This is a genomic window from Mesorhizobium sp. WSM4840 (genome assembly GCF_055811755.1).
On sequence record NZ_JBVVQD010000002.1, the window covers coordinates 350,555 to 376,843 of the forward strand.

A 26,289-nucleotide genomic window follows, 5' to 3' on the forward strand; every position below is an offset into this window, starting at 1 on the left:
TTGGTGCAGCTAGGCAGGAATCCATGTTTTTTGTTGCACTGCAAAATTAATGCCGTAGTTTGATGGTGGCATCGGCCATGGGTCGGATATTGGGACCGGCACAAAAATCAGGGATCCTGAATTTGCAAGCCAATGCATTCGATCCGCCAGAGGGCTCTCTCCGAAGATCGGTCGGACGCGGCGCTATCGTCACGGCTTTGGCGCAATCGGTGCGGGTCGCGACGCAGGTCGCGTCCGTCATCGTGCTGTCGCGCCTGCTGTCGCCGCACGACTTCGGTGTGGTGGCAATGTGTGCGCCGGTGCTTGCCTTCATCGCGCTGTTCCAGGACTTTGGCCTAACCCAGGCGACGATCCAGAAAAGCGGAATCAAGCATGAAGAGATCAATTACCTTTTCTGGATCAATGTCGCGGTCAGCGTGTTACTCGCTTGCGTGCTCGTCGGCGCGGCGCCTCTGGTCGCCGCCTTCTACGGCGAGCCGCGGGTGGCAGATCTGGTGGCCGCGCTCGGGCTGCAGATCATAGCCTATGGGCTCGGCGCCCAGCATCTGGCGCTGCTGACACGCCGCATGCAGTTCGCCCGCCTGGCCATCATCGACGTCGCAAGTGCCATCGCCGGCCTCGTCGTGTCGATCGCCTGGACTTTCATCGACCGTTCCTACTGGGCGCTTTTTGCTGGCACGCTGACAGCAGCCGTACTGCCCACGATTTGCTTCTGGGCAAGCTCGCGATGGCGCCCCAGCCTGCCGCGCAAGGTTGGCGGCATCAGCGAGCTGATCAATTTCGGCGCCGGCATCACCGGATTCAACTTCGCCAACTTCTTTGCCCGAAATCTCGACAATGTGCTGATCGGAAAATACTGGGGCGAAGCGCAGCTTGGGCTCTATGACCGCGCCTACAAGCTGCTTCTGTTTCCGCTGAGCCAGATCACCAACCCGCTGTCGAAGGTCATGGTGCCGGCTCTTTCCAGGCTGAAGGACGAGCCGGACCGCTACCGCAGCGCCTATCTTCGCGTCATGCCGCTGATCTTGCTGGTTGCACTTCCAGGTGTCGCCTTCGCCACCGCCATGGCCGACGTGCTGATACCGTTCGTGCTCGGCGAGCAGTGGCGGCAGAGTTCCAGCATCTTCCTGGCACTCGGTTTTGCCGGGCTGCTGCAGCCGCTCAACAACCCGGCGGGATGGCTTTTCATCAGCCAGGGCCGCTCGGGCGATTTTATGCGCTGGGGCATCATAACAGCCTTGACCTCGGTGCTGGCCTTCATCGTCGGCCTGCCCTATGGCGCGCTGGGCGTGGCGATCGCCTATGCAGTCAGCGAGTATCTCAGAACGCCTTTCCTGTGGCTCTATATCGGCAAGACCGGGCCGCTGCGGGCAAGCCATATTCTTCGCGCGGCAACGCCCTTCGTGCTTGGTGCACATCTGGCGCTTGCCGCTATCTGGTTCGCCAAGCCGCTGCTGCCGCTACAGCACATCCTCGCCATGGCAAGCGCGGTGGTGCTATCCTACATGATCACCATCGTGGTCGCCCTAGCGTTTGCTTCCGGCCGCGAGGCGTTTCGGGAGGCACTGAAGCTCCTGCCGGCACGGGCGCCCACGGCGGCACCAAGCGAGGCGAAGTAACTTGCACGGACATCCATACGAGGACCAGGCCTGATCCCATGCACTACCGATCGATCTCCGACATGAACGATGCCATTGTCAGGAACCTTCACCGGTTGCCGCGCGATATCGACCTGGTGGTCGGTGTTCCCCGAAGCGGCATTCTCGCCGCCACGCTGCTCAGCCTGACGGCGAACATCCCGATGACCGATCTGGACAGTTTCCTTGCCGGAAAGATCTATACTTCGGGGGTCACCAAACGCCGGGCCGCACTCGACCGGCAGGCTTCCGACATGCGCAAGGTTCTGGTGATCGACGACAGCGTCAGCGGCGGCGCCGCCATGCGCGAGGCACGCAGCCGCGTAGAGGCCGCCGGCATCAAGGCGGATTTCACCTTTGCCGCTGTGTTCGGCCTGCTGCCACAGCACGAGGAAACCGACATCGTCTTGGAAGTCGTGCCGCATCCAAGGATGTTCCAGTGGAATTTCATGCACCACAAATTCCTCGCGCAATGCTGCGTCGACATCGACGGTGTGCTCTGCCTGGATCCGACCGAAGCAGAGAACGACGACGGCCCGGCCTATGAGAAATTTCTGAGCGAAGCACTGCCTCTCTTTGGCCCGACCCGCAAGATCGGCTGGCTCGTCACCAGCCGGCTCGAGAGATACCGCGCGCTTACCGAAGCATGGCTCGCAAAGCACGGCATCGAATACGACAAGCTGATCATGCTTGACCTGCCGAGCAAGGCGGAACGGCAACGGCTTGGCGTGCATGGCAGTTTCAAGGCCGATTTCTACCGCAAATCCGATGCCATCCTGTTCATCGAAAGCGAGCACCAGCAGGCGCTAAAAATCGCCAAGCTTTCCGGCAAACCGGTGCTGTGCGTGGAAACGCATGTGATAAATTATCCCGACACGTTGTCGCTTCCGGCACTTCGACAGACGGCACGCAACCTTCCGGACAGATTGCAGGAGATCAGTTCGCCCGACGGGCGCAAGACGGCGATCAAGACCGTCGCGCGCACGCTGCTTGGCAAACGCGGCTACGAGACGCTCAAGAGCCGGGTCAAACGACCGGCCTGAACCTGGTTTCGGGACTTCAAGCGCGTCACGCGACGCGCTTGAAGGTTTGTTTTATGCAGTCATTGTCCCAAAACCGCTACGCACTTTTGGGCGACATGCATTAGGCGGCTTGCCGCGATGGGTGTCGTGTCGCCCTCTCTAGCATCGAGAAGAAGGTCGCGAACTGACCCGCCGGATCGAGTTCCGGGCGCTCGGAGAATGCACGCGCCGCCGCGGAAAGCCGCCGATATTCCTGGCTGTCGGTCCACAGACGCCTGACCACTGCCACCCAGTCGGCGAGTGGGGCGTCGTAGTCCAGCACCACGCCACCGGAGCCGACCGCTTCGGGCAGGCCACCACGACGCGAGCCGACGACAGGAATGCCGCTGCAATGCGCTTCCGACGCCACTCGGCCCCAGGCCTCTTCCCATTTGCTGGGTGCGAGCAGGATTTTCGTGCGGCCATAGACCGTCTTCATATCGCTGGTCCGGCTCTCCAGCGTGACGTTGCCGAGCGGCGCGATCGTCTGCTCGATCCGGGCCCGATGATCGTCATCGAGCTTCCAGCTTTCGACGAACAGGAACGGGATTTCGGAGCAGGCGGCGGCGATGCGCACCGCAAGCTCGAAACCTTTTTCCTCATAGGGGTTGATCAGCGTGACAAACGCACCCGTCGTCGGCGTGCTGTAGAGTGCGGGATTGATGGTCGGCGGTATAACCGTCGAATCGATATCGAATTTTGCCTTGTAGGAGCGCGCCGTGAACTCGGAATTGGCGATGTAAAGCGCCGAATGCAGCTCGCGCAGATCGCCGCCCAATTCATGAAACTCGACATTCCTCAGATACACGACCAGCGGTACGCCTTCGGCCTGCAGCGCCTTGCCGATCGGAACCGACTTGTGGCACTGGACCACGGCGACGTCCGGCCTCAGCTTTTCGACGGCAAAACCCGCCGCCTCCCAGGGAAACCAAGCCCGCACGACCGGATAGCCCGGATAGCTGTCGATGACCGCTCGCTGCCTCAGAAGCTTCATCTTGGCGCGCGCCTTGTAGCCGAAGACGCCCTGGCCGAACAGCGCGGCGAGCACCGACGCCTCATGTCCGCGCTCGAGCAGCTGCTCGGCAAGATGATGAGTGCTGGACTGGACACCGCCGCTGAACTGGGGCGTGTAACCGTTGCCGCCTGCAAAAAGCACTTTCATGGTTTCGGCTCCTGTCGCATTCTCAAGTTTACGGACGATGACGGATCGCTTGTTTACGGATGGTGACTGCAACCCGCCTTCAGGCACCCTGCTGCATCTCTAAATTGGCGAACGGATTGGTGCATGGCTGCCATCCGGTGAATCGGATCGGGTCGGTTGGCGAACTGCGCCGGGCGTAGTCGGTCAGCATATGGAACTCGGCAATGACCCAGCGGTCGAAATGCCCCAGATCCTCTTTTTTCCGTTCGGGCAGCAACCGGCGGGCGGCGCCCAATTTCAGCGCCTCAAGCAGAGTGACCGCATCGCCCAGCTTTTCGTTTGGAAATATCCAGGGATTCCGCTTTTGGAACTCCAAAACGAACTGCTGCATATGCTCGATGCGCATGTTCAGCCTGCCGAAATATCTTTCGAGCGTGACGCGCACCAGGTCCTCATCCGAAAGCGAGGAAACGGCGGCGTAGGCGATGCCGGTCGAAGCAACTCCGCCAGCCATGATGGCCAGTGCCGCGCGTCGCGAAAGCTTGATCATCCGGCCATTTCCTTTCCCGCTATCCGGCTCGCCGCCCGCAAGGAGAGGGCTGCCGCGGTCAGGCTCGGGTTCGCACAGGAGCAGCTTGGATATGTGCTCGAGCCGACGACAACAAGGTTCCTGAGCCGATGGTGGATCATGTCGCGGTCGACAACCGAATCCGCCGGGCTCACGCCCATCCTCAACGTGCCCTGGACGTGCGACTCGGTCCGCCGGATGCCGCGATCGAAAATCTCTTCGACCGGCAGCGGAGCCAGAAGCGCCGGCAATTTCTCCTTTGCCCGCGCCATGCCCTTGACCGCGTAGTCGGATGCCCCATTGAAACTGACGAAGGCGTTTTCATCCTCGTCGAGGACCACGAGATTCTCCGGGTCGAGCAGGTCTTCGGTGACAATGATGAGGGGAAGCGTCTGACGGACACGTCCCTTTTCGGGGCGCATCCCGTGTTGCCAGCGGTTTTCGAAATAGACCAGCGCCGCCGCATGGTCTGATCTGTGAGGGCCGTCATAAAGGCCGAAATTCAAGCCGGTGGTGATGGTGCTTCCGTCGAAATTGTCGACACCGTCGAGATAGGCTTCGAAGTTCCATCCGTAGGATTCGTGCAGGCCGCGCCCGACGAATTCGCCCGATAGGCCCGACCGCAACATTATCGCCGGGCTCTGGATGGCATTGGCGCCCAGAATGAAAAGATCGCCCCTGACCGAATACTCCTTGCCCTCATGAACGAATGCGACCGAACGGACCGATCCGCCGACATGGTCGAGCCGGCGCACTTCAGCGCCAAGGCAGACCGAAACGTCGGGATGCTCGAAGACGTGCATCAGGCTGTTGTTGGCGGTGAACTTCGCGTCGACCGGGCATAACCCGCATCGCAAATTGGCGCAGCACGAAGACCGCTGCGCGGTCGGCACCCGCGCCCTGGCTGTCGGCACGACAAAATGCTGGTCCGGCTGCGCCGCTTTCATCATCCGGTCCGGCGTCGACATGCGATGCGGTGGTTGGGGAAACGGCCTGGAACGCGGCATCATCGCCGCCATGTCGGGGTCGCCTGAGATCGACATGACGTCCTCTGCATCGCAGTAGAACGGCTCGAGCTCGTCATAGCTGATCGGCCAGTCGTTGCCGACCCCGTAGAGGCTTTTCAGCCTGAAGTCGTTCGGATGAAAGCGCGGCGTCTGCGCGAACCAGCAATTCGTCCCGCCACCCAATCCGATGGTGTAGTTCCACGGCTTGTCGGAGTTGGTCTTGTAGGTGGTCTCGTCCTCGATGTCGGTGTTGACGTTCTGCTCGAGCTGCCATTCATGCGTGTTGTGCCGGCCCCATTCCAGAACCAGAATGCGCGCCTTTCGCTGCTTGGCGAACGCATGCAGGAAGAAGGCCGAACCGAAACCGGAACCGACAGCGACAAGATCAAAATGTTCGTTGGCGATCTGTTCCGGCCTGATGCCCAACACCATCAGATAAGACCCCTTGCTGACACGAGCGCGTTCATCGGCGCCCTCGTGATCGTCCTTGATGTCCGAGCCGGCCTTGTCACCGGCCTTTCCCGCATGGTCTCACGCCGCCATCCTGCCGATGCTGTGATATTCGATGCCGTAGCGAGCGATGACCTTCGGGTCGTAGAGATTTCGGCCGTCGAAGATGATCGGCGTGATCAGCGCATCCTTCATCGCATCGAACGACGGCGCCTGGAAGTTCTTCCACTCGGTGGCGATCATGAGAGCATCGGCGCCGCGCAGCGCTGCCTCCTTGGTGCCGCACAAGAGCAGATCCTCGCGCAGTCCGTAGATGGCCTGGCATTCCTGCATCGCCTCGGGATCGTAAGCCTGCACTTTGGCACCGGCCTTCCACAGCGCTTCCATCAACACACGCGCCGGCGCCTCGCGCATGTCGTCGGTATTGGGCTTGAAAGCCAGGCCCCACAGCGCAAAGGTCTTGCCCTTCAGATTGCCCTCGAAATAGCGGTTCACCTTGTCGAACAGGACCGACTTCTGTTCATTGTTGCGTTCCTCGACCGCGCGCAGCAGCTTGGCATCGAACTTGACGCCTTCCGCGGTCTTGATCAGGGCGCGCACGTCCTTGGGGAAGCATGAGCCGCCATAGCCGAGGCCCGGATAGATGAAGTGATAGCCGATGCGCGGATCGCTGCCGATGCCCCTGCGGACCTCCTCGATGTCGGCACCCAGCTCCTCGGCCAGATTCGCCATTTCGTTCATAAAGCTGATCTTGGTCGCCAGCATGCAATTAGCCGCGTATTTGGTGAACTCGGCGCTGCGCACATCCATCACGATCATCTTCTCGTGGTTGCGGTTGAATGGAGCGTAAAGCTCACGCATCACCGTCTCGGTATCCTCACTGCCGGTGCCGACGATAATGCGGTCGGGCTTCATGCAGTCGGCCACCGCGGAGCCCTCCTTGAGGAATTCCGGATTGGAGGCGACGTCGAAAGTCAGATCCTCGCGGCCCCGCGCCTTCAGCGTCGCGGCGATCTTGGCCTTTATCTTTTCGCAGGTGCCGACCGGCACGGTCGACTTACCCACGACGATCTTGGGCGCGTCCATCTCCCGGCCGATGGCCTCGGCAACGGCCAGCACATATTTGAGGTCGGCCGAACCATCCTCGCCCGGAGGCGTGCCGACGGCGATCATCTGGATTTGGCCATGCTTGACGGCGGCCGCGGCATCGGTGGTGAACTTGATGCGGCCGGCCGCATGGTTCTCCTTGACGAGGTTTTCGAGCCCGGGCTCGAAAATCGGGATGAGGCCCTGATTGAGCCGCTCGACCTTTTTCACGTCGATGTCGACGCACACCACCTGGTGTCCAACTTCGGCAAGCACCGCCGCCTGCACGAGACCGACATAACCAATTCCAAAGACCGTCAAATTCATTTGGTGTCATTCCTGTTCAAGACTTCGGAGCGCTTTCGGTCCGGCCGGTTCAGATTAGTCTTTACTTTATGCTGCATGCCAGCGATTCCGGAAACTGGCATGGCTGGCCCAGTGCCGTGAATGCGACGCGGTCAACTTGCATGGTGAGCTTGCGGCCCGGATCCGAAAACGGCCCCAGCCATTCCTTCATCGTGTCGCTGCCCCAGTGGCTGAAGAAAATCTTTTGCGCATGGCTGGGCAGCTTTGCCGGATCGGTGATCGTGTTCACCAGTTGGCCATTGACGTACCAGCGCAGCCGGTCTTTCTCCCAGACGAAGGCATAGTCGTTGAAAGCCTTGTCGGTGCCGCCAGCTACATCCACTACTTTCTCATTGTTGCCCTTGCCGGCTATGTAGGCGTTGACCTGCACCTTGGACGTGTCCTTGGTCAGCACCTCGAAGTCGATTTCATCCCACGGCTGCTTATCGGTGGGGCCGATATATGTGAAGAAGGCGGCGTTGATGCCGGAGCCCGCATCGGTTTTCAGCCGCGCCTCATAGGTGCCATAGCCGAAGCGCTTCTTGGTCTGGATCTCGCCACAGGCAAAGTCGCGATCCTTCAGCTTCCGCTTTTCGAAACCGAGCGTCAGCTTGCCGTCGGAAAGCTTGACCTGGCTTTTGGACCAGGTGCAGTTCTGAAATTTGCCGTTTGTCCAGCCGTCGGCAATGTACCAGCGCGCACGGTCGAAGCTGGTGAAATCATCGACGAACGATGGCGCAGTCGGGATGTCCTGCGAACGGGAAGGGGTCGGGCCTGCAATCAGGCTGCCGAGTGCGACCAGCAGAAACGCGCCGTCCGAACATAGCTGCCTCAGGTTCCCTTGCCTGATCGTGCGCGTGAACGGCCTGTCGCCGGTTGCTGGGGTGGACGTGCTTTTCGGATCCGCATTCATACCAAACTCACCTTTGTGCTGTGCGCCCCCAACCCAAAGTCGACGTTCAAACCATGACGAAACGAGATGATCTTGACCGTCTGCCAATACCTTCCTTGTGTTGCTTTTTTTGTCCTGTGCAGCCTTTTGCTGTGGCACCAAACCCCTTGCCTGTGGCGCCACCCAGGATCCTTGAAGTTCACCCCGTGCCGGCAGCCGGCTTGGCGAAATCAGCCTTGGTTGTGGAGCTACGCTCGACGCTTTCGTCGAAGATTGCATCCAGCGAATGACGGAGATCCTTCATTAATTCGTTCTGGCGCGCGAGCGCCGCGATGCGCCGCTCGCAATTCAGGATCGACTTCGTCAGTTCGCTGACCTCGGCGGATCTACTGGAGGAGACCGCCCCATTCTCCATCGCCTCGACCAGGAAGGCCGCGTTGGTGGCCTTGGTCCGATAGCGATTCTCAAGGCCGTTTTTCTCCGCCTCGACCTCGGCTGCGATCTGGTCAAGCAGCTTTGCCAGGCGGTCAAGGCGCGAGATGTCGGTCTGCCTGTCTCGGGCCGGATCCCTTGATCTAAAGCCGAATATCGAGACCATCCGCTCAGTTTCCTGTCATGGTCGGCCTGGCACTCATGGTCGGCCTGAGGCCACCCCCGTGCCCATCCGGGCCAACAAAACCTTGTCGCATCGTCCAGCTCCTCTGACAGGGGGACATTTTCGGGCCGATTCAAACAGCCAACCAAAATTGCTGCACCGCAACATACATGCCATCCCCAAGGCGAGTAGGCAACCACCTAGTGTGGCGAATCGGAAATTCGCATCACAATGGGGCGGGGTAAGGGCCTGTTGACAGGATCGGCATGGCACGGGCTGCGGACAAGCTTAAGTCTCGCCGGCCGGGCTGGTTGCGGCCATGAGAAAGCGCAACGGCGGCACAGGCTGCTTTGAGCCAAAGCCAGCGCGGCGAAACAGCGCATCCAGCTTGTCGGCGGCCACGCCGCGGACGATGGGGATAAGGTTGGATTGGCTGGCCAGGGCGTAGGCCGCAGCCGATGTCAGCCCCTGCTCATTCTTCATGTCGAGGAAGTTTCGCAACCGGTACTTGTCGCGTACCTGCCGTTCGTGCCTTCTGAGCACGGCCTTAGAACCTTCCGGCAAACTGTCGATCGCCAGCAGCGCCAGATCCGCGTCGGCCAGACGCTTGAGATCCTGCGTCTTGTGCCGGCCGCTCAGGGAATCCGCGCGGACGATCGCGCCATAGCCGCAGGACCTGATGACCTTGAAGCGCGCACCGCAAGCCACCGCGCGCGCGTAGAGTTCATAGTCTTCGCCCAGTCGCAGGTTTTCGTCATAGTTCAGCCCATGCCGGTCGAGAAAAGCACGGCTGATCACCGGCTTGAGGAAACCCAACTCACCTCTCTGCACACGACGACTGGAGATGTTGCCTTCGATGAAACGCTCGAAATCGAGGAACTCCGGATCGGGCGAGAACCGCGGAGGGGCGATTTTCGAGACGTCGGTGGCCGCGTCGTCCCTGATCATCATGATATTGTCGGCAGCGAAATCCCAATCGGCGCTGGCGAACAATTCGCGAAATCTGCCCGCAAGAAAAAAATCGTCGGCGTCCAGAATGCTGATGAACGGCGATTTGGAGCTGGCGATCGCGGCGTTGCGGGCGAAGGAAGGACCGCCGTTGACGTCAAGCCGGATTACGGAAAGCCTGCCGCTGCCATCGTCGGCCGCCCGAGCGACTTTCGCGGTATCGTCGGTAGAGGCGTCGTCGACGACGACGACTTCCGCCACCTCCGGCTCGCGCAGTGCCGATGCGATGGCAACCGGGATTGTCCGCGCCGCGTTGCGGGCAGCGATGATCACGCAGACCTGGGGTTCTGTCATCAATTCGCCTCTCGACTGCACGGTAGCTCCGATTCCTCGCCCTTCCCCGTTGAATGTCCAATGCAGCTCTCGTTCTCAACGACTGCCGGCTGTTTGAAAAAGCGTCAGCCGGCGCTTATGCTGCAGGTGCGAAGCAAAGCATCGTCAAAATCATTCGCCCCGTCCAGTCTTTCCTTTCGGTGTCGCCTCGGCGCAAATCTATGGGCGATGAAATGCCAGCGGATAGACGGGCCGCTTCGCACACCGTCCCTGCTCATTCTGGATGGAGCCGTCAGCGCACTCGAATCGGCGATCATCAGGTCGATCGACAGGGTTTAGGCAATATTAGGGGCTGAATCAGAGGATCCGAGGCTGAAGGAAAATCCGGAAGCCGGTTGTCCAGGATGTTGTCGGGCGAGCAGTCCGCTAGGAATCCGATTGACGCTACCTGTCGTCAGGTCAGTGGAGGCTTCTCCTGGCACTGAACTTCTCGCCATCGGCCGTTTCGGCCGAACTCAGCTTTCGTTCGGCATCGCGAATCTTATCAGCCGACGTCGGGGGATTTCTGACAACCATGACGAAAACCAACAGAAAGTAGCCCAGCTGGATGACAATGGCGCAGGCTATAGTGCGAAACAGCGTTGTGCCTAGCGAAGCGCCGTCGAGATAAGACCAGGCGGCCACGATCGCCAGGGCGAAAATCATGCCGACAATGAATTTTGGTAGCGACATACCCGACAGCCCGTCAACCTGCTCGGGCAAAAATCGATGATTGACCCACCCCGAGCCTCCCTTCGCCATGCGAGCTGTTGAGGCCGCTCGCTTTTTGGCCGGTTGCTTCCGGCCTTCCCACGCTGTCCATACTCTGACAGAAACAAACTGCAACTCTATTAAGGTGTGCAATAGCGGGCAAGGCCAACGGCAAATTATTTTGGATAAGTTCGCGGGATCGAGTCTGCCATGTTGCAATGCACACATCGGCATCACAGCCAATCACCCGGTATGGACTCACTCCCGTAAGAGCCGCAATATTAACCAGTATTTTACCTTAAATATTTCCTATATTTACAAATATGAAGCACGATAAACACTCGAAGAAGCGACACAAAGAGCGATTCGCCCAAAATCAACCCCAAAAAGGCACTAGATTTTTCACGATTGCCCATAATTTGTCACAAACTCGCCATAAAGTTCAGAATTTGTGCAGGATCGGTTTATTATTTAGTCAATTCATGACGTGATTATTTCAGGCGCTCAAGAAATTGTGTGTTGCGATGCAGCATTTTTTTGATATCGTGCGGCAAACCATCCGTTCAACGTATGGAGTTTACGCATGAGGGACGTAGCCAAGCCGGCCGACGCGGAATTTTCGCAGGCCGGTATCGATTTTCAACCAATCGGCGGCCTGCTCAAACGCAGCTTCGATATTGCCGGTTCACTGATTGGCCTGGTTGCTCTCAGTCCGCTGTTTGTGATGGTCGCGCTGCTTGTCAAGTTTTCTGACGGCGGACCGATTTTCTACGGTCACAGCCGGATCGGTCGGGGAGGACGGATTTTCCCGTGCCTCAAATTTCGGACTATGGTACAGAATGGCGAACAGGTGCTGGCGGCATATCTTGCCGCCAACCCGGATGCCAACGCCGAATGGATAGCGACCCGCAAGCTCAAGAACGATCCGCGCGTCACGCGCGTCGGGGCCGTGCTGAGGAAGCTCAGCCTCGACGAATTGCCGCAGATCATCAACATCCTTCAGGGCGACATGAGCCTTGTCGGTCCTCGCCCCGTCGTGCGCGACGAGCTCGAAATCTACGGCAGTTCGGCTGTTTATTACCTGAAATCGCGCCCCGGCCTGACCGGGCTCTGGCAGGTCAGCGGCCGCAACGACGTTTCCTATGACAGCCGCGTCGCATTCGATCGCCACTATGTCGAGAACTGGTCGCTATTCGAGGACATTCGCATTATCATCAAGACCGTGCCTGCCGTCTGGATGTCGCGGGGCTGCTACTGACCGGCCGGGACCCGGTCTCTGTGTGGATGAGTGACTGTCGAGACGCCAGACATTCTGCAGCAAGTTTCATCGGGCGAGGCTAAGCGGATCGGAAACGTTCAGTTGAAAACAGACATCTTCGAAATCTCCAGCGCTGGCATTGTTAGCAATCGCATGCGGCGGATGCGGCTTTTGACCACTTGCCTCGCGCTGGCGCTCACCATTCCCCAACTCGCCGCCGCCGATGAGTACCGCCTTGGATCGCAGGACAAGCTGACCGTCCGCGTGGCCGAATGGCAGACCGTTGAAGGCACGTTCCGCGACTGGACGGCCGTCAACGGAGAGTACACAGTCGGCCCGGCCGGAACATTGTCCGTGCCGTTCGTCGGCGAGATGCCGGCATCCGGCAAGACGACATCCGAGATCGCGGCAGCGATTGGCCAGGCGCTCCAGCGCAAGCTCGCCCTGGCGGACCGGCCGGAAGCCTCCGTCGAAATGGCGCAGTACAGGCCGTTCTACATTTCCGGGGAGGTCCAGACGCCGGGCCAGTATCCTTACGTGCCGGACCTGACCGTGCTGAGGGCGATGAGCATCGCCGGCGGTGTCCGGCGGAGCCCAGAAGGACAGCGGTACGACCGCGACATGATCAACGCCAAGGGCGATTTTGACGTTCTCCAAGACCAACGGGTCCGACTGATCGTCAGGCGCGCCCGCATCGAAGCGGAGATCGCGGACAAGCCGATATTCGACGTACCGAAGGAGTTGGGCGACGATCCGAAGCTGGCAAGTATCGTTGCCGACGAGATGGCGATCCTGACAGCCGACCAAAAGAAGCTCAAACTGCGCCTTCAGGCGCTCGACGACTTGAAGAAGCTGCTGCAGAGCGAGATCGAATCGTTGCAGAAAAAGATCGTCAACCAGCAGCGGCAGGTCGACCTGGCAAAAGAACAGCTCAGCGGCATCGGTTCGCTGGCGCAGAAAGGCCTTGTCGTCAACACGCGGGTTCTGGGTTCGCAACAGACGATCGCCGACCTGGAAGGCCAGATCCTGGATTACGACACGGCCATCCTCACCGCCAAGCAGGCGATCAGCAAAGCCACCCAAGATGCCATCGACCTGGAAAACACCCAGAATGCGGACCTGGCCGCCGACCGGCAACAGGTAGAAGCCGATCTCAGTGCAACGATGCTCAAGATGAACATGCAAACAGGCCTGATGGCCGAAGCCATGTCGGGGAACCCGGCACTGCAACGCTATCGCGACGGCGAAGAGCCGGCAATGACGTTTAGCCTGGTTCGGATGGTCGACGGCAAGACCAGCGCAATCACCGCCAGCGAAGACACGCCCGTACTGCCCGGGGACGTGATCAAGGTGAAGCTGGTACCGATGGCTAGCCAATAGGCCTTCGAGCGATCGGCTGATCAGATCACGCCGAACAGATCGACTGGATCGGCGAAGAGTTCGACTCGGACGAGTTCGACCTTGAACTCGCCAACACTGTGCTCGCCGCCCCGACAAACCGGCCTACCGCCAACCTCGGGACGTGGAGTAATTGCAGCGCAAGGAGATGTTGTGCTTTAGTTGCAACTTAAATCCGAGGAGGACTTTGTCGTGCACAGTGAAAGGGACGAAATCGTCAGTCGAGAAAGAGAATTTCACAATCTCAGATTCAGTCAGGAGGAGGATCCAAGAGGAAGCCTGGACAAGTGGTATCGAACAATTCGTCACGGCGCTGAACGTCAAGACGAGCAAATAAAACGCCTGTCGAAGAACGCAGACGTGCTCGAGTACGGTTGCTCCGATGGCGGGTGGTCCCTGCATTCCCTGCACCTGCCCGATCTTTGCCGATCTCTGACGGGGATCGATATTTCGGATGTAGCAGTAAACAAGGCGAACGAACGGGCGAGCACGCTTGGAAGCACGAACGCTACATTCCTGGCGATGAATGCGGAAGCCATGTCCTTCGAGGACAACAAGTTCGACCTGGTGTATGGACGCGGGATCATCCATCACCTGGACCTGGACCGGTGTTTTTCCGATGTGGTCCGTGTCTTGAAGCCGAACGGCGTGGCGTCCTTCTACGAGCCGATGGGACACAATCCTCTCCTGAATGCCTTCAGAAGGCGGACACCCCTTATCCGCACCGCCGATGAACATCCTTTGTTAATTTCGGACTTCGCGTTGGCCCGCCGCTATTTCAGCAATGTCCAGGTGGACTATTTCGGCCTGTGCTCCGTAGGAAGCGCGCTGATGCCGCGAAGCATCTCGGAAACCGTCTACACCGTTGGCAAAGCTGTCGATTCGGTGGTTCTGACGCTTCCCTTCGTGAAGCGGTTCGCATGGTATGCGCTCCTAACCCTTAGGGCCTGATCAATAGGTGGCAAGCCCAACTGGGGCGAGGGTGGAAGGAGCAAGTGCCTCTCGCCGCCGCTTCAGAAGCTGCCTGCGTGATGATTGTTGGCCTGAGCGTTGTTAGGCGGCGTCTTCGTCCGAAGTTCAATACAATAATCCTGCCTGGCGTCGAAATCGGGGATCATCGCGTAATTGGATCTGGGTCCGTGGTCGCCCCCACGAAGCATGGCTGCGGGAAATCCTGCCCGAATAATTCGCGAATTTGTGGCGTCCCAGGATTACATTTATTTTGATACTAATCTTAGCAAACGAACATCAAGACGATATTTGGCGCTTTGCTTAGCCCCTTGCGGTTTCTGGTTCCGCGAGGTTGGCTGCGGCCCACCGGGGACGGGCGACAGGCACCCTCACCAGCTTGAAGTAGCTGTAGTACAGGAGGAAAGAGCCCATGATATAGGGGTTGAAGGTATCGATCTCGACGAAGGATCGGATGAACAGAAGCACCATCACGCCGGCAAGAATCACGGACTCGGCTTGCCATGTCCTGAATATCAACGCCGATATATGGCCCCACAGCGTGCGCACAATAATCAGCGACATCAGCGTCGCCCCGACATAGCCAAGCTCGACGAGGGCTTCGATATAGGTGTTGTGGAAGTGGAAGCCGCTTCGGGTCGTGATGTAGAATTCGTTCCAAAGCCGCTCGGCCTCGGCGAAACCCTGCACCCAATAAGCCGCGTAGCCGACGCCGAGGATCGGTGCTTGCTGCGCCGCATCCCAGCCCTGCTCCCAGAGATAGGTCCGTCCGGTGAGCGTGGAATCCTTTCCGAAGGCGCCAAGGATGAAATCCAGAAGTCCCGCAAAGGCAATCACGGTGACCACGACCAGCCCGAATGCGCCGACTAGGAAAATCACCCGTCGGTAGCGGAGCGAAAGCTTCTTGGCCATGGTAAGCAGAGCCACCAGAGCGAGAGCTGCCGGTATCGAAGCCGTCGAGGTGGCGGAATGCGCCATGACCAGCAGATAGGCCGACAGGACGAGGACCGGCGCCGTCAGGAAAAGGCTTGTCCGGCCGCGTCTGAGGAAGACCAGGAAGACAATGCAAAAATAGATGCCGAGCGATGCGACAAAGCCGATCTGGTTTTTGGAGCTGAATGCGCCGACGAAATTGTACGTCCCGTCGAGCATATCATAGGAATAACCCCCGACCTTCAGCGAATAGAGCAGAACGACAAAAATCCCAATCAGTGAGCCTATCGTCAACGTTCGGACGCTGACGGTGCGTGCTGCAATGTAGGCGCAGGCGATATGGGAGCAATACTGGATTGCCGTCCTCAACGTGATGCCGGGGGCATCCGACCAGAACACCGAGAGGCAGACGTAGAATGCAAACGCCAGCGGGAGCCACGCGGTGGAGGCATGTCGCAACAGCCGCCGGTAGTCGACCAGGATCAGCGGAAGCCAGACCGCATAGTAGGCCAGGATCAGGATCTGGCCGAAAACGGAAGAGTAGGAGAACGCCCAAACGGAGATGGCAACACCAAATGTGCCGTAGACCGTGCTCTTCTCCGGGTCGACCAACAGAGATTTTGGAATCTTCATCTCGGTAGCGAATTCCCGTCCATGCAGTTCAATGCCGATTCGCCGCCGCGCCACCATGCGCGAACGCTTCCATTGTGCAGTGCAATATAACCCATCCCCCGCAGCCTGTCACCCAAATGAGGCAAAAACAGCCATAAGGCGCCCCCGGGACGGCGGTAAAAGGCCACGACAGGCCGTGCGGCAAGAACCCGAGCATCCCGGCGCACGGCTGGGCATCGCTGTCGGCGCCGTCAAAAACCATCGCCGCCGCATTTATGAGAGGCTCGGCATCACCACCGCGCGGAACTGTTTTTGCAGTTCTTTCAGCACCGGACCGAAAAATAGCAGCCGGCATTCGTTGCATCCGTTGCAATGAATGAGGCCCTCCGCGTACGCTATCTCCGGGACAACCAGACGATGGCCACACGAACAATTGGCAGGCGCTGGTCGTCCCCGATCTGCTGGGTTGGAGCAAACGGATGGACAAACCTCGAATCTTCCTGGGCTCTTCGGGGAAGCAGAAAAAACTGCTGCAGGCGCTGACACGCGGTCTTGAAGACATCGCGCATGTGGAACCTTGGACGACGTCCTTCAATCCGGGGACAACCACCCTGGGGCGCCTCCTCGAGCTTACGCGTGAAGTCGACTTCGCCGCTTTCGTGTTCGCTCAGGACGATTGGACCAGTGTGAGCCAGCCGGCATCGTCTGCGGCGGCATCCGCTCAAGCTTCTCCACGAGACAATGTGGTTTTCGAGGCCGGGCTTTTCGGCGGAGTCCTTGGAATGCGCCGGACGTTCATCCTCCATGCCAACGGCTCCAAGCTTCCAAGCGATCTCCTCGGCCTCACCTCCGTAAGGTATGGCGAGGCGACGACCGGCGCGGAGATGAGGGCGATCAACCAAAAGCTTCGGAATGCGATCGAGAACGAAAGTCGCGTCGCCCGCATAGAGGGCTTCTGGTGGCAGTTTTCCCTGACGGAGCGCTCCGCCAGGGAGCCGTCCGCCGTGAGCCTCTTGCGTATCTCGCGAGGCCGCGATGGTGCGCTGGAGTTGGCCGGCCGCTCATGGCAAGAGAATGGTAGTCTGTCAGCCAGATACTGGAGCGAGGCGGTAAAGGAGAGAAAGGAGCCTCCCGGCATCTTCTACTTTTGGAATGGAGAACGGCCCTTGGATGCGAACGCGTCGCAGTTGTACGGGACGGGAGAGATCCGGCTGGAGTCCGCCGATCGCGCATCCGGGTATTTCACGACGCGCGCGGACACGAACCCCGAGGTGAATGCGCGCACGTCCGGGGTCTACCTGCGCGCCGATCCGGAGGACTTAAGCATCCTGGACGGACGCGACAATCAGCGGCGCGTGGAGTTGATCGCAGAGCGGCTGAGCCATTGGAAGTCGATCAAGAACGTCTGAACTGCGCCCATGGGAGTCGCTCGGACGGCCCTGCCGTCTCGCCGCGACCGCAGCCCCAGTATCATATGGAGAGGTAACAGCCAGGAGGGGCTTCTCAACCGCCTGCTACTGGCCCACCACGAAGCTGTTCGGAGGCTCCAGACTCCGGCTTGAACTTCTCTGTCGTTGACTTCACATTCGCCGCCGATTGGGAGGACGAGCACATGACGATGAGTTTTGCGGGACGGTTTGCCGGGCGGTCGGCCGTGATCACCGGTGGCGCGTCGGGAATTGGCCTGGCCGTCGCGCAAAGAATCGCTGGGGAGGGCGGGCGCGTTTGCGTCTGGGATCGTGACCCCGCCCAAATCGAGCAGGCGAAGGCTGTCATTGCCAACCTGCACAGCGTGACAGTCGACGTCGCCGATCCCTTAGCGGTCGAACAGGCCGCTCAGCAGACATTCGATACCCTTGGCGCGGTCGATATCCTGGTCACCAGTGCGGCCATCACCGGACCGAACACGACGACCTGGGACTATTCGGTGGAGGATTGGCGCCGGGTCATCGACATCAACATCAATGGCGCCTTCTACTGCAACAAGGCACTGGTTCCGCACATGCTCAAGCGCAATTACGGCAGGATCGTCAACATCGCTTCGATCGCCGGCAAGGAGGGAAACCCGAATGCCTCTGCCTACAGCACCTCCAAGGCGGCGGTGATCGGCCTGACCAAGTCGCTGGGCAAGGAACTGGCCAAGACCAAGGTGACGGTGAACTGTGTCACGCCGGCGGCCGTGCGCACCGCGATCTTCCAGCAGATGAGCCAGCAGCACATCGATTTCATGCTGTCGAAGATACCGATGGCGCGGTTCGGCGAGGTCGAGGAGGTGGCGGCGCTGATCTCGTGGATCGCTTCCGAGGAATGTTCCTTCACGACGGCCGCCGTTTTCGACATTTCCGGCGGCCGGGCCACCTATTGAAGCAAATCGGGCGATCTACCACCAGGGCCGCCGGACTGGAGTTTACGTCGTTTGCTTAGGGTCGAACCTCCACTGTCCGACGAAGATCTGCTCGACCGCTTCCAGTGCGCGGCCTTCGGCTATTTTCTGGAAACCGTGAATCCCGAGAACGGGCTGGTCGCCGACACCTCGCGGCCAAATTGGCCGGCAAGCATCGCGGTCGTCGGCTTCGCCCTGTCCTGCTATCCGGTCGGGGTCGAGCGCGGCTGGATGACGCGAGACACAGCCGCGAAGCTGACGCTTGCCGCACTGCGCTTCTTCTGGAACAGCCGGCAAGGCAATGGCGACAACGTCACCGGGCACAAAGGCTTCTATTACCATTTCCTCGACATGCAGACCGGCCTGCGCGCCTGGCGATGCGAATTGTCGATGGTGGACACTGCGCTTTTGATGGCCGGCGTGCTCGTGGCTGGCGCCTATTTCACAGGCGACAATGACGAAGAAACCGAAATCCGCGAGCTGGCGGAAGTGCTCTACCGGCGCGTCGACTGGCGATGGGCGCAAGGCAGCAACTCGACCTTGCGGCAGGGCTGGAGGCCGAAGAGCGGCTTTCTGCGTTATGGCTGGGAAGGCTACAACGAAGCGACGATGCTCTACGTTCTGGCAATGGCCGCCCCGGACAAGCCAGCCTCGGACGACAGCTATGCCGGCTGGACGGCGACATATCAGTGGGAAAACATCTACGGCTACGACGTGCTCTATGGCGGCCCGCTGTTCATGCACCAGTTCTCGCATGCCTGGATTGACTTCGACGGCATCCGGGATGCGTTCATGCGGGAGAAGAACTCGGACTATTTCGAAAACAGCCGCCGCGCGACCTACCTTCACCGGGACTATGCGCGGCACAACCCCTCTGGCTACGACGGCTACGGCGAAGGACTTTGGGGCCTTTCGGCGGGTGACGGACCCGGCAACTTCCGCGCGCAGATCGAGCGGCGACCGCGCAAATTTTCCGGCTACGCGGCGCGCGGCGCACCGTTCGGCCCCGACGACGGAACGATAGCGCCGTGGTCGTATCTCGCATCGCTGCCCTTCGCGCCGGAAATCTGCCTGCCGGCGCTGCGCCACCTCAGAGAACGCCACCCTGAGGTGATCGACAGTTTCAGGATGCCGAGCGGCTTCAACCCGACGCTGGCGAACCGGCGGAAGTTCGGGCCGAGTGGCTGGATATCGGATGCGCATTACGGACTGGACCAGGGCATTGTCGTGCTGATGATCGAAAATCACCGCTCGCGCCTAATCTGGGACCTGATGCGGTTGAGCCCGCATATCCGTCGCGGCCTGTGCAAGGCTGGGTTCAGCGGCGGCTGGCTGTCGCAGCCGGCGAGCCTCCTCCCAAGGACCCGTGCTGAATGACGGCTACTGCCCAGCTGTCGCTGTCGTGTCGGGCACGAAGATGTTCGCCCTTCCCAGCAACTCGCGCTTGCTAGGAGGGGCGTCATCGGCCGGCTCGCATGTTCGTCTCGCTTGGCAAGTCACCGATTTGATTAGCCGGCGAACGTATAAGCGGTCTTCACCGTGGTGTAGAATTCCGCCGCGTAGCGGCCTTGCTCGCGCGGGCCGTAGCTCGATCCCTTGCGTCCGCCGAAAGGCACATGGAAGTCGACGCCCGCCGTCGGCAGATTGACCATCACCATGCCGGCCTCCGAGTTGCGCTTGAAATGCGTGGCGTGCTTGAGGCTCGACGTGCAGATGCCCGACGTCAGCCCGAACGGCGTGTCGTTGGCCACCGCCAGCGCCTCGTCATAGTCCTTGACGCGGATCACGTTGGCGACCGGGCCGAAGATCTCCTCGCGTGAGATGCGCATGGCGTTGGTGGCTTGCGTAAACAGCGCCGGCTGCAGGTAGAAGCCGCGGGTTTCGCGATCGAGCCGCTCGCCGCCGAAAGCGAGATCGGCGCCCTCCTGGCGGCCGATGGCGATATAGTCTTCGTCCTGCTTCAGCTGGCTCTGGTCGACCACGGGTCCGATCTGGGTTTTGGTATCGAGCGCGTCGCCGACGACCAGCTTGCCCAGGCGATCCTTCATCGCGTCGACGAAACGGTCATGGATGCCGTCCGTCACCACCAGGCGGGACGATGCCGTGCAGCGCTGGCCGGTAGAGAAGTATGCGCCGTTGATCGCGCAGTCGACGGCGACGGCAAGATCTGCATCGTCGAGCACAACTAGCGGGTTCTTGCCACCCATTTCGAGCTGGAACTTGCGCATGTGCTCGACGCTGGCAGCAGCGACGCGCTTGCCGGTGCCGACCGAGCCGGTGAAGGTGATGGCATTGAGGTCAGGGCTGTCGAGCATGGCCTGGCCGACCACCGAACCCTTGCCCATCACGAGATTGAGCACACCCTTCGGCAGGCCGGCGCGGTGCAATATGTCGACAATGGTCCAGGCGCTCTCCGGAACCAGCTCGGCCGGCTTGAAGACAATGGTGTTGCCATAGGCCAGGGCAGGAGCGATTTTCCACGCCGGGATGGCGATCGGGAAATTCCACGGCGTTATGATGCCGACGACGCCGACCGCCTCCCGCGTGATCTCGACACCGACGCCGGGCCGCACACTCGGAACCAGCTCGCCAGACAGGCGCAGCGTCTCACCAGCGAAGAAATCGAAGATCTGGGCGGCCCGCACGGTCTCGCCGATGCCCTCGACCAGCGTCTTGCCTTCCTCGCGCGCCAACGCCCGGCCGATTTCATCTTTCCGCGCTGTGATCTCGTCCGACGCCTTCCTCAGCACCGCATGGCGTGCCAGCAGGCCCGATCGGGACCATGACGGAAATGCCGCTTTCGCCGCCGCGATGGCCTGCCGGGCCTGCTCGGCGCCCCCCGACGCATATTCGCCGACCACGTCGTCGAGATTGGACGGGTTGATGTTGCGGGAGCCGGCATCGCCCACCCACTCGCCATCGATGAGGTTCTTTCGAAACGGGATCATGTCGCTGTCTTCCTTGTCGTCCTTCGATTGGCGTCTATCTGGACCACCGGCCGCCATACCGCAAGGCCGCCGGCGGCAAAGTTCTCCTCCTCGACAGGCATGTGCTAAGCAGGTTTCGAAAAAGTGTCCTACGGTTTTCCGATAGAAACCTGCGACAAAACAAAAAAACCTATGCAGGCGAAGCCCGGCAAGCCTGCTTAGGTGTCGAGGTGGTAAACCATGATTCTAGTATGGTGCGACGCGGATCGCACCAGGAGGAAACTGCCATGTCCGACAGCGCGTTGCCGCTGGTGATCAGCGCGCCCGAGCCACGCACGCTCGACCTGATTTTCACGCCCGAGGCACTGGCGAGATTCCGCGCCAGATACCGTATCGTCGAGACGTCGCCCGAAGGCGTCGCGGCTCTGCCGGCCGATTTGCTCGCCGAGGCGCGCTACATTGTCGGCCAGCCGCCGATCGCGCCGGAGACGCTCGACAAGATGCAAACGCTGCGCTGCGTCTTCAACGTCGAGAGCAACCTCATCAACAACATGCCGTATGAGACGCTGTTTACGCGCGGCATCCATGTCGTCACCACAGGCCTGGTCTTCGCCGAGCCGGTGGCCGAACTCGGCCTTGCCATGGCGCTCAACCTCGCCCGCGACATCGTCGACGCCGATCTCGCGTTTCGTCAAGGCAAGGAGCTGTGGGGCCGCGACGGCAACCAGACGGCACGGCTTCTCTCCGGTGCGGACGTCGGCATCATCGGCTTCGGCGATCTCGGCCGCGCGCTCAACCGGCTGCTGTCAGGCTTTCGCACGCGGACAAAGGTTTTCGATCCGTGGCTGCCGCCGTCGATCCTTATCGAGAACGGCGTCGAGCCCGCTTCGCTCGACACGGTTTTGTCCGCCAGCGATTTCGTCTTCGTCGTCGCTTCGGTGACCAGCGAAAACCAGGGTTTTCTCGGCACTGAGGCCTTTGCCAGGATGCGCAAAGGATCCGCGTTCATCCTGCTCAGCCGCGCAGGAGTGGTCGAATTTCCGGCGCTGATGGACGCCGTTCGCAGTGGTCACATCGTCGCCGCCAGCGACGTGTTTCCGGAAGAGCCGCTGGCGCAGGATCATCCCGTGCGCTCGCTGACTGGCTTCCTGCGCTCCGCCCACCGGGCCGGCGCGCTCGACATCGCCTTCAGGCGCATGGGCGACATGGTGCTGGAAGACATGGACCTCATCGATCGCGGCCTGCCGCCTATGCGTTCGAAGCGGGCGGAACGCGAAACCGTTTCGCGCATGCGTTCGAAGCCTGTCGACAAGAATTAAGCCGTCAAAGCCAGCGCCTGCGCGGGTTCTCAGATGGTGAACGACCACAACAGGCAGGCCAGAGTCGCAGCGGTGAAGACGACAAAGAACAGGCTTCTCAGCAGGATATTGCGGCGCAACTCGTTCATGAAGAGATGGCATCCGACTACGGCGGCGACAAACAGGAAGCGCCAATTCAGCAGTGCCGGCAAGATATTGCTTCGATCGAAAGCCCATCTGGCGGCGAGGCCGCCAATGATAGCCGCGAACAACACGATGACTGTCCAGAAGATCGCATCTGCTGCGTTCGTCAGGACGACGCCGGCGGCCCGAATCGGCAGGATCATCATCAGCAGCGCGCTGAAGAAATACACTGAAGCAAGCGGGATGAACGTCCCGGCATCGGCGACGTCGTCCAGGCGTTTTGCGCCGATCGCACCATAGGGATAGCCATGCCTGGCCACTGCCAGGCTGAGAGCCATCAGCAGAGCCGTCAAAATGGCGACCAATGCGAATGAAGTGAGGGCTTTGCTCATGCTGTTCCTTGTCCCACCGTTCAACGTGCTTGGCGAATCGAACAAGGACGTTGGTAGACCACGGTTGTAAATGGCTGGTAAGCGGCAAAGCAGCGCGGTGACAGCTTTGTGGGACGGCCTTTACGGCAGAACCGTTCCGGCCACAGGAAATTCAACAGCAGTCGAGCATTCACTCTGCCGCTTGAAGATTTCGCGCGTCGATGATGGTCCTGATCTCGGCGCGGCAGGAGCCGCAATTGGTGCCGGCATGCAAGGTGGCGCCGATCGCTTCGACGCTGGTGCAGCCGCCGCGCACCGCTTCGGCGATCTGATTGGCGCCAACCCCGAAACAGGAGCAGACGATGGCACCACGGTCGACGCGATTGCCGCCGGGCCGCCCAGCCACGATCGCCAGCCGCCCGCGCCGATCGGCGTGATCTGCACTCAACTGCTCCACCGCCCAGCTGCGCGACACCGCGACAGGCTTAGGCGCAAGATAGAGCGCACCAGCCAGCCGGCTGCCGGCGAAGCGGGCGAAGCGATAGTGCCCGCCGGCGACATCATGATAGGCGAGCGTCTCACCTTGCACGTCCGCCTCGAGAAGCGAAGTCGCGAAAACCGGCCAGTCCCGGCCTGCCTTCAACGCAAATTCGAGGCGCCAGCCAGCGGCGCAGCGGGCGAGACTCCAATAGTCGGCGTCGATCGCGGCCGGCCGTTCGCCAAGCACCGCGAAGCCAAAGGCGACAGCAGCGAAGCGCTCTACGCGGGTGGCAACGTTCTTCGAGGCCGGCTGGCCTGAAATCGCATCGGTTATGGGCGCCACCAGCGCATCGACGCGGGCGCGCGCGGAGAACTGGTCCGTCCAGTGCATCGGCACGAAGACCGATCCCGGGCGCTGCCGCGCTGTCACCAGCGCGCGAACCAGCACCTCGCCGTGCACAGTCGAGACGCGCACGATGTCGGCGTCGCCGATGCCGAAGTGCAGTGCATCCGCCGGGTGGATTTCGACGAAGGGCTCGGCCATGTGCTGGGACAGGCGCTGGCTTTTGCCGGTCCGCGTCATCGTGTGCCAGTGATCGCGAACCCGCCCGGTGTTGAGGATCAGCGGGAATTTTTCGTTCGTGCGGGTTTGCGGAACTGGACGGATCGGGATGAAGCGCGCTTTGCCATCGGGTGTGTAGAAGCTGCCGTTGGCGAAAAAGCGGGTGCTGGGTGAGGCACGTCTTGCCTGAACGCCCAAGTCTTTCTCACTTTCAGCCTGAGCACCCCCCTCTGGCCTGCCGGCCATCTCCCCCGCAAGGGGGGAGATTAGCAGCTTGGGCGCCTGCTCTCCCCTTGCAGTATTGGAGATTGGCGAAGGCCGTGGTGATAGCCGATCTCCCCCCTTGCGGGGGAGATGGCCGGCAGGCCAGAGGGGGTCGTCCGCGACGGCCTCCACCTCGTTGAGGCGGCCCGGAGAGGTCGAGACTTCACCACCGACCCCACCCCGGCTCGCTTGTCTCGCTTCGCTCAACGCGCGCGCCGACCCTCCCCTCAAGGGGGAGGGTGAGGCCGGCGCTGGCCACTGGAAAGGCACCAGCGCGTCGTAGTCTTCTCCATCGGCCCCTGCGTACGCGCCGATGTCAAAATCGCGCGCGCCGTCATTCTCGAATGCCGACAGCGCTGCGTGTTCGGCGAAGACATCGGCCGGCGACGCATGCGAAAACGCTTCGCCAAAACCCATCCGCTTGGCCACTTCGGCGATAATCCACCAGTCGGCTCTTGCCTCGCCGGGCGTGGCCAAAAAGGTGCGCTGGCGCGAGATGAGGCGCTCCGAATTGGTGACGGTGCCGTCCTTTTCACCCCATGCGGCGGCGGGCAGGCGGACATGGGCGTGGCGGACCGTGTCGGTCTTGGCCAGCACGTCCGACACCACGACAAACGGGCAGGCCTTGATCGCCGCCTCGACGGCATCGGCATCCGGCATCGAATCGACCGGGTTGGTCGCCATGATCCACAGCGCCTTGACGCGCCCGTCGGCCACCGCCTGGAACATTTCGACCGCCTTTAGGCCGGGCTTTTCGGCGACGGTCGGCGCACTCCAGAAACGCTGCACGCGGTCGCGGTGCTCGGGGTTTTCGATCTCCATATGGGCGGCCAGCATGTTGGCCAGGCCGCCGACCTCGCGGCCGCCCATGGCGTTGGGCTGGCCGGTCACCGAAAACGGCCCGGCGCCGGGCTTGCCGATGCGGCCGGTCGCAAGATGACAGTTGATGATGGCGTTGACCTTGTCGGTGCCCGAGGACGACTGGTTCACCCCCTGGCTGTAGACGGTCACCGTCTTCGCCGTCGCGGCGAACAGGCTATAGAAGCTGAGAAGCTCGTCCTCGCCGAGGCCCGTGGCTGCGGCAACGCCGGCAAGGTCGAGCGCGGAGGCGGCAAAAAGGGCTTGCCCGAAGCCGGTCGTGTGCGCCGTGATATAGGTGCGGTCCAGCGCGTTGTGCTGGCCGAGATAGGCGAGCAGCCCTGTGAACAGCGCGACGTCGCCATCCGGCGCGATCGCCAGATGCATGTCGGCGATATCTGCAGTCATGGTGCGGCGCGGGTCGATCAGCACCACCTTCATCTCCGGCCGCTTTTCCCGGGCAGCAGCGATGCGCTGGTAAAGCACCGGGTGGCACCAGGCGAGATTGGAGCCTACCAGCACGATGAGGTCGGCGAACTCCAGATCCTCGTAACTGCCCGGTACCGTATCGGAGCCGAAGGCGCGACGGTGGCCGGCAACCGACGAGGCCATGCACAGGCGCGAATTGGTGTCGATATTGGCCGAGCCGATAAACCCCTTCATCAGCTTGTTGGCGACGTAATAGTCTTCGGTCAGCAACTGGCCGGAGACGTAGAAGGCGACCGAATCGGGACCGTGCTCGGCGATGCTCCGCGAAAAGGTCGAGGCGACGAGGTCGAGCGCTTCGTCCCAGTCGGTGCGGCGACCGTGGATCTCCGGATGGAGCAGCCGTCCGTCGAGGTCGATCGTCTCGGCCAGCGCCGAGCCCTTGGAACAGAGCCGGCCGAAATTCGCCGGATGGTCAGGGTCGCCGCGAACGGTTACCTCACCGTTCGCGGCGACCTTCGCCAGCACGCCGCAACCCACCCCGCAATAAGGGCAGGTGGTCCTCACCTCGCGCGCTTCGTCGATCTTCATGC

Annotated in this window: 21 protein-coding genes and 1 pseudogene; 10 read left to right on the plus strand and 12 right to left on the minus strand. The window is 60.9% G+C overall.

The window, feature by feature from the left end; genetic code table 11:
- Positions 1-122: 122 nt before the first annotated feature.
- Together AC0L3I_RS05105 and AC0L3I_RS05110 are read left to right on the plus strand one after the other, a co-directional pair.
- Positions 123-1,619, plus strand: coding sequence for a lipopolysaccharide biosynthesis protein (locus AC0L3I_RS05105; protein ID WP_473526179.1), 1,497 nt, complete (start codon positions 123-125; stop codon positions 1,617-1,619).
- 38 nt (positions 1,620-1,657) lie between these two features.
- Positions 1,658-2,680 (plus strand): phosphoribosyltransferase, encoded by a 1,023-nt coding sequence (locus AC0L3I_RS05110; protein WP_473526180.1) that lies wholly within the window; start codon positions 1,658-1,660, stop codon positions 2,678-2,680.
- Between the two features lie 100 nt (positions 2,681-2,780).
- Here AC0L3I_RS05110 and AC0L3I_RS05115 read toward each other — a convergent pair whose 3' ends face one another.
- The 8 genes from AC0L3I_RS05115 to AC0L3I_RS05150 all read right to left on the minus strand — a co-directional run bounded on the left by AC0L3I_RS05115 (position 2,781) and on the right by AC0L3I_RS05150 (position 10,864).
- Positions 2,781-3,860: a glycosyltransferase gene (locus AC0L3I_RS05115; RefSeq protein ID WP_473526181.1), complete on the minus strand. Its 1,080-nt coding sequence runs from the start codon at positions 3,858-3,860 to the stop codon at positions 2,781-2,783.
- 79 nt (positions 3,861-3,939) lie between these two features.
- Positions 3,940-4,389 (minus strand): hypothetical protein, encoded by a 450-nt coding sequence (locus AC0L3I_RS05120; RefSeq protein WP_123146383.1) that lies wholly within the window; start codon positions 4,387-4,389, stop codon positions 3,940-3,942.
- Positions 4,386-5,846 carry a GMC oxidoreductase gene (locus AC0L3I_RS05125; RefSeq protein ID WP_473526182.1) on the minus strand — a complete coding sequence of 487 codons (1,461 nt, stop codon included), beginning with the start codon at positions 5,844-5,846 and terminating at the stop codon, positions 4,386-4,388. The genes AC0L3I_RS05120 and AC0L3I_RS05125 overlap by 4 nt, the downstream gene beginning before the upstream one ends.
- Positions 5,847-5,945: 99 nt before the next feature.
- A complete protein-coding gene (locus AC0L3I_RS05130; protein ID WP_473484202.1) occupies positions 5,946-7,277 on the minus strand; it encodes a UDP-glucose dehydrogenase family protein in 1,332 nt (443 codons plus the stop codon).
- Between the two features lie 61 nt (positions 7,278-7,338).
- Complete coding sequence (gene exoK, locus AC0L3I_RS05135; RefSeq protein ID WP_473484541.1) at positions 7,339-8,208, minus strand: endo-1,3-1,4-beta-glycanase ExoK; 870 nt, start codon at positions 8,206-8,208, stop codon at positions 7,339-7,341.
- Between the two features lie 178 nt (positions 8,209-8,386).
- Entirely contained in the window at positions 8,387-8,785 is a 399-nt protein-coding gene (locus AC0L3I_RS05140) for a single stranded DNA-binding domain-containing protein (RefSeq protein ID WP_473484205.1), read from the minus strand.
- A 285-nt stretch (positions 8,786-9,070) separates the two neighbouring features.
- Positions 9,071-10,084: a glycosyltransferase family 2 protein gene (locus AC0L3I_RS05145; protein WP_473484208.1), complete on the minus strand. Its 1,014-nt coding sequence runs from the start codon at positions 10,082-10,084 to the stop codon at positions 9,071-9,073.
- 438 nt (positions 10,085-10,522) lie between these two features.
- Positions 10,523-10,864 (minus strand): exopolysaccharide production repressor exox, encoded by a 342-nt coding sequence (locus tag AC0L3I_RS05150; RefSeq protein WP_473526183.1) that lies wholly within the window; start codon positions 10,862-10,864, stop codon positions 10,523-10,525.
- Between the two features lie 532 nt (positions 10,865-11,396).
- Here AC0L3I_RS05150 and AC0L3I_RS05155 point away from each other — a divergent pair.
- The 4 genes and pseudogenes from AC0L3I_RS05155 to AC0L3I_RS05170 form a co-directional block, all read left to right on the plus strand.
- Positions 11,397-12,071 (plus strand): sugar transferase, encoded by a 675-nt coding sequence (locus AC0L3I_RS05155; RefSeq protein WP_095493866.1) that lies wholly within the window; start codon positions 11,397-11,399, stop codon positions 12,069-12,071.
- Between the two features lie 153 nt (positions 12,072-12,224).
- Positions 12,225-13,451 (plus strand): polysaccharide biosynthesis/export family protein, encoded by a 1,227-nt coding sequence (locus AC0L3I_RS05160; RefSeq protein ID WP_473484543.1) that lies wholly within the window; start codon positions 12,225-12,227, stop codon positions 13,449-13,451.
- A 180-nt stretch (positions 13,452-13,631) separates the two neighbouring features.
- Positions 13,632-14,420 (plus strand): class I SAM-dependent methyltransferase, encoded by a 789-nt coding sequence (locus tag AC0L3I_RS05165; protein WP_258120744.1) that lies wholly within the window; start codon positions 13,632-13,634, stop codon positions 14,418-14,420.
- Positions 14,421-14,551: 131 nt separating this feature from the next.
- Positions 14,552-14,660: pseudogene (locus AC0L3I_RS05170) on the plus strand (acyltransferase); the annotation flags it as partial.
- Positions 14,661-14,741: 81 nt separating this feature from the next.
- Here the strand turns inward: AC0L3I_RS05170 and AC0L3I_RS05175 are convergent.
- On the minus strand, positions 14,742-16,004 hold the full coding sequence (locus AC0L3I_RS05175) for an O-antigen ligase family protein (RefSeq protein WP_473526184.1): 1,263 nt from the start codon (positions 16,002-16,004) through the stop codon (positions 14,742-14,744).
- A gap of 458 nt (positions 16,005-16,462) precedes the next feature.
- On the opposite strand from AC0L3I_RS05175, the gene AC0L3I_RS05180 reads away from it, so the two are divergent.
- From AC0L3I_RS05180 to AC0L3I_RS05190, 3 genes are all read left to right on the plus strand, one after another.
- Positions 16,463-17,392: a TIR domain-containing protein gene (locus AC0L3I_RS05180; protein WP_473484217.1), complete on the plus strand. Its 930-nt coding sequence runs from the start codon at positions 16,463-16,465 to the stop codon at positions 17,390-17,392.
- Positions 17,393-17,595: 203 nt separating this feature from the next.
- Positions 17,596-18,348 (plus strand): SDR family NAD(P)-dependent oxidoreductase, encoded by a 753-nt coding sequence (locus AC0L3I_RS05185; RefSeq protein ID WP_473484220.1) that lies wholly within the window; start codon positions 17,596-17,598, stop codon positions 18,346-18,348.
- A 51-nt stretch (positions 18,349-18,399) separates the two neighbouring features.
- Entirely contained in the window at positions 18,400-19,743 is a 1,344-nt protein-coding gene (locus tag AC0L3I_RS05190) for a glucoamylase family protein (RefSeq protein WP_473484223.1), read from the plus strand.
- A 131-nt stretch (positions 19,744-19,874) separates the two neighbouring features.
- Here AC0L3I_RS05190 and AC0L3I_RS05195 read toward each other — a convergent pair whose 3' ends face one another.
- Entirely contained in the window at positions 19,875-21,311 is a 1,437-nt protein-coding gene (locus tag AC0L3I_RS05195; RefSeq protein WP_473484544.1) for an aldehyde dehydrogenase family protein, read from the minus strand.
- 269 nt (positions 21,312-21,580) lie between these two features.
- Here AC0L3I_RS05195 and AC0L3I_RS05200 point away from each other — a divergent pair, with 269 nt between their 5' ends.
- Entirely contained in the window at positions 21,581-22,612 is a 1,032-nt protein-coding gene (locus tag AC0L3I_RS05200) for a hydroxyacid dehydrogenase (protein WP_473484226.1), read from the plus strand.
- 29 nt (positions 22,613-22,641) lie between these two features.
- On the opposite strand, the gene AC0L3I_RS05205 is transcribed toward AC0L3I_RS05200, so the two are convergent.
- Both AC0L3I_RS05205 and AC0L3I_RS05210 read right to left on the minus strand, forming a co-directional pair.
- A complete protein-coding gene (locus AC0L3I_RS05205; RefSeq protein WP_473484229.1) occupies positions 22,642-23,127 on the minus strand; it encodes a hypothetical protein in 486 nt (161 codons plus the stop codon).
- A gap of 169 nt (positions 23,128-23,296) precedes the next feature.
- Entirely contained in the window at positions 23,297-26,287 is a 2,991-nt protein-coding gene (locus AC0L3I_RS05210; RefSeq protein ID WP_473484232.1) for a nitrate reductase, read from the minus strand.
- Between the last annotated feature and the right edge of the window lie 2 nt (positions 26,288-26,289).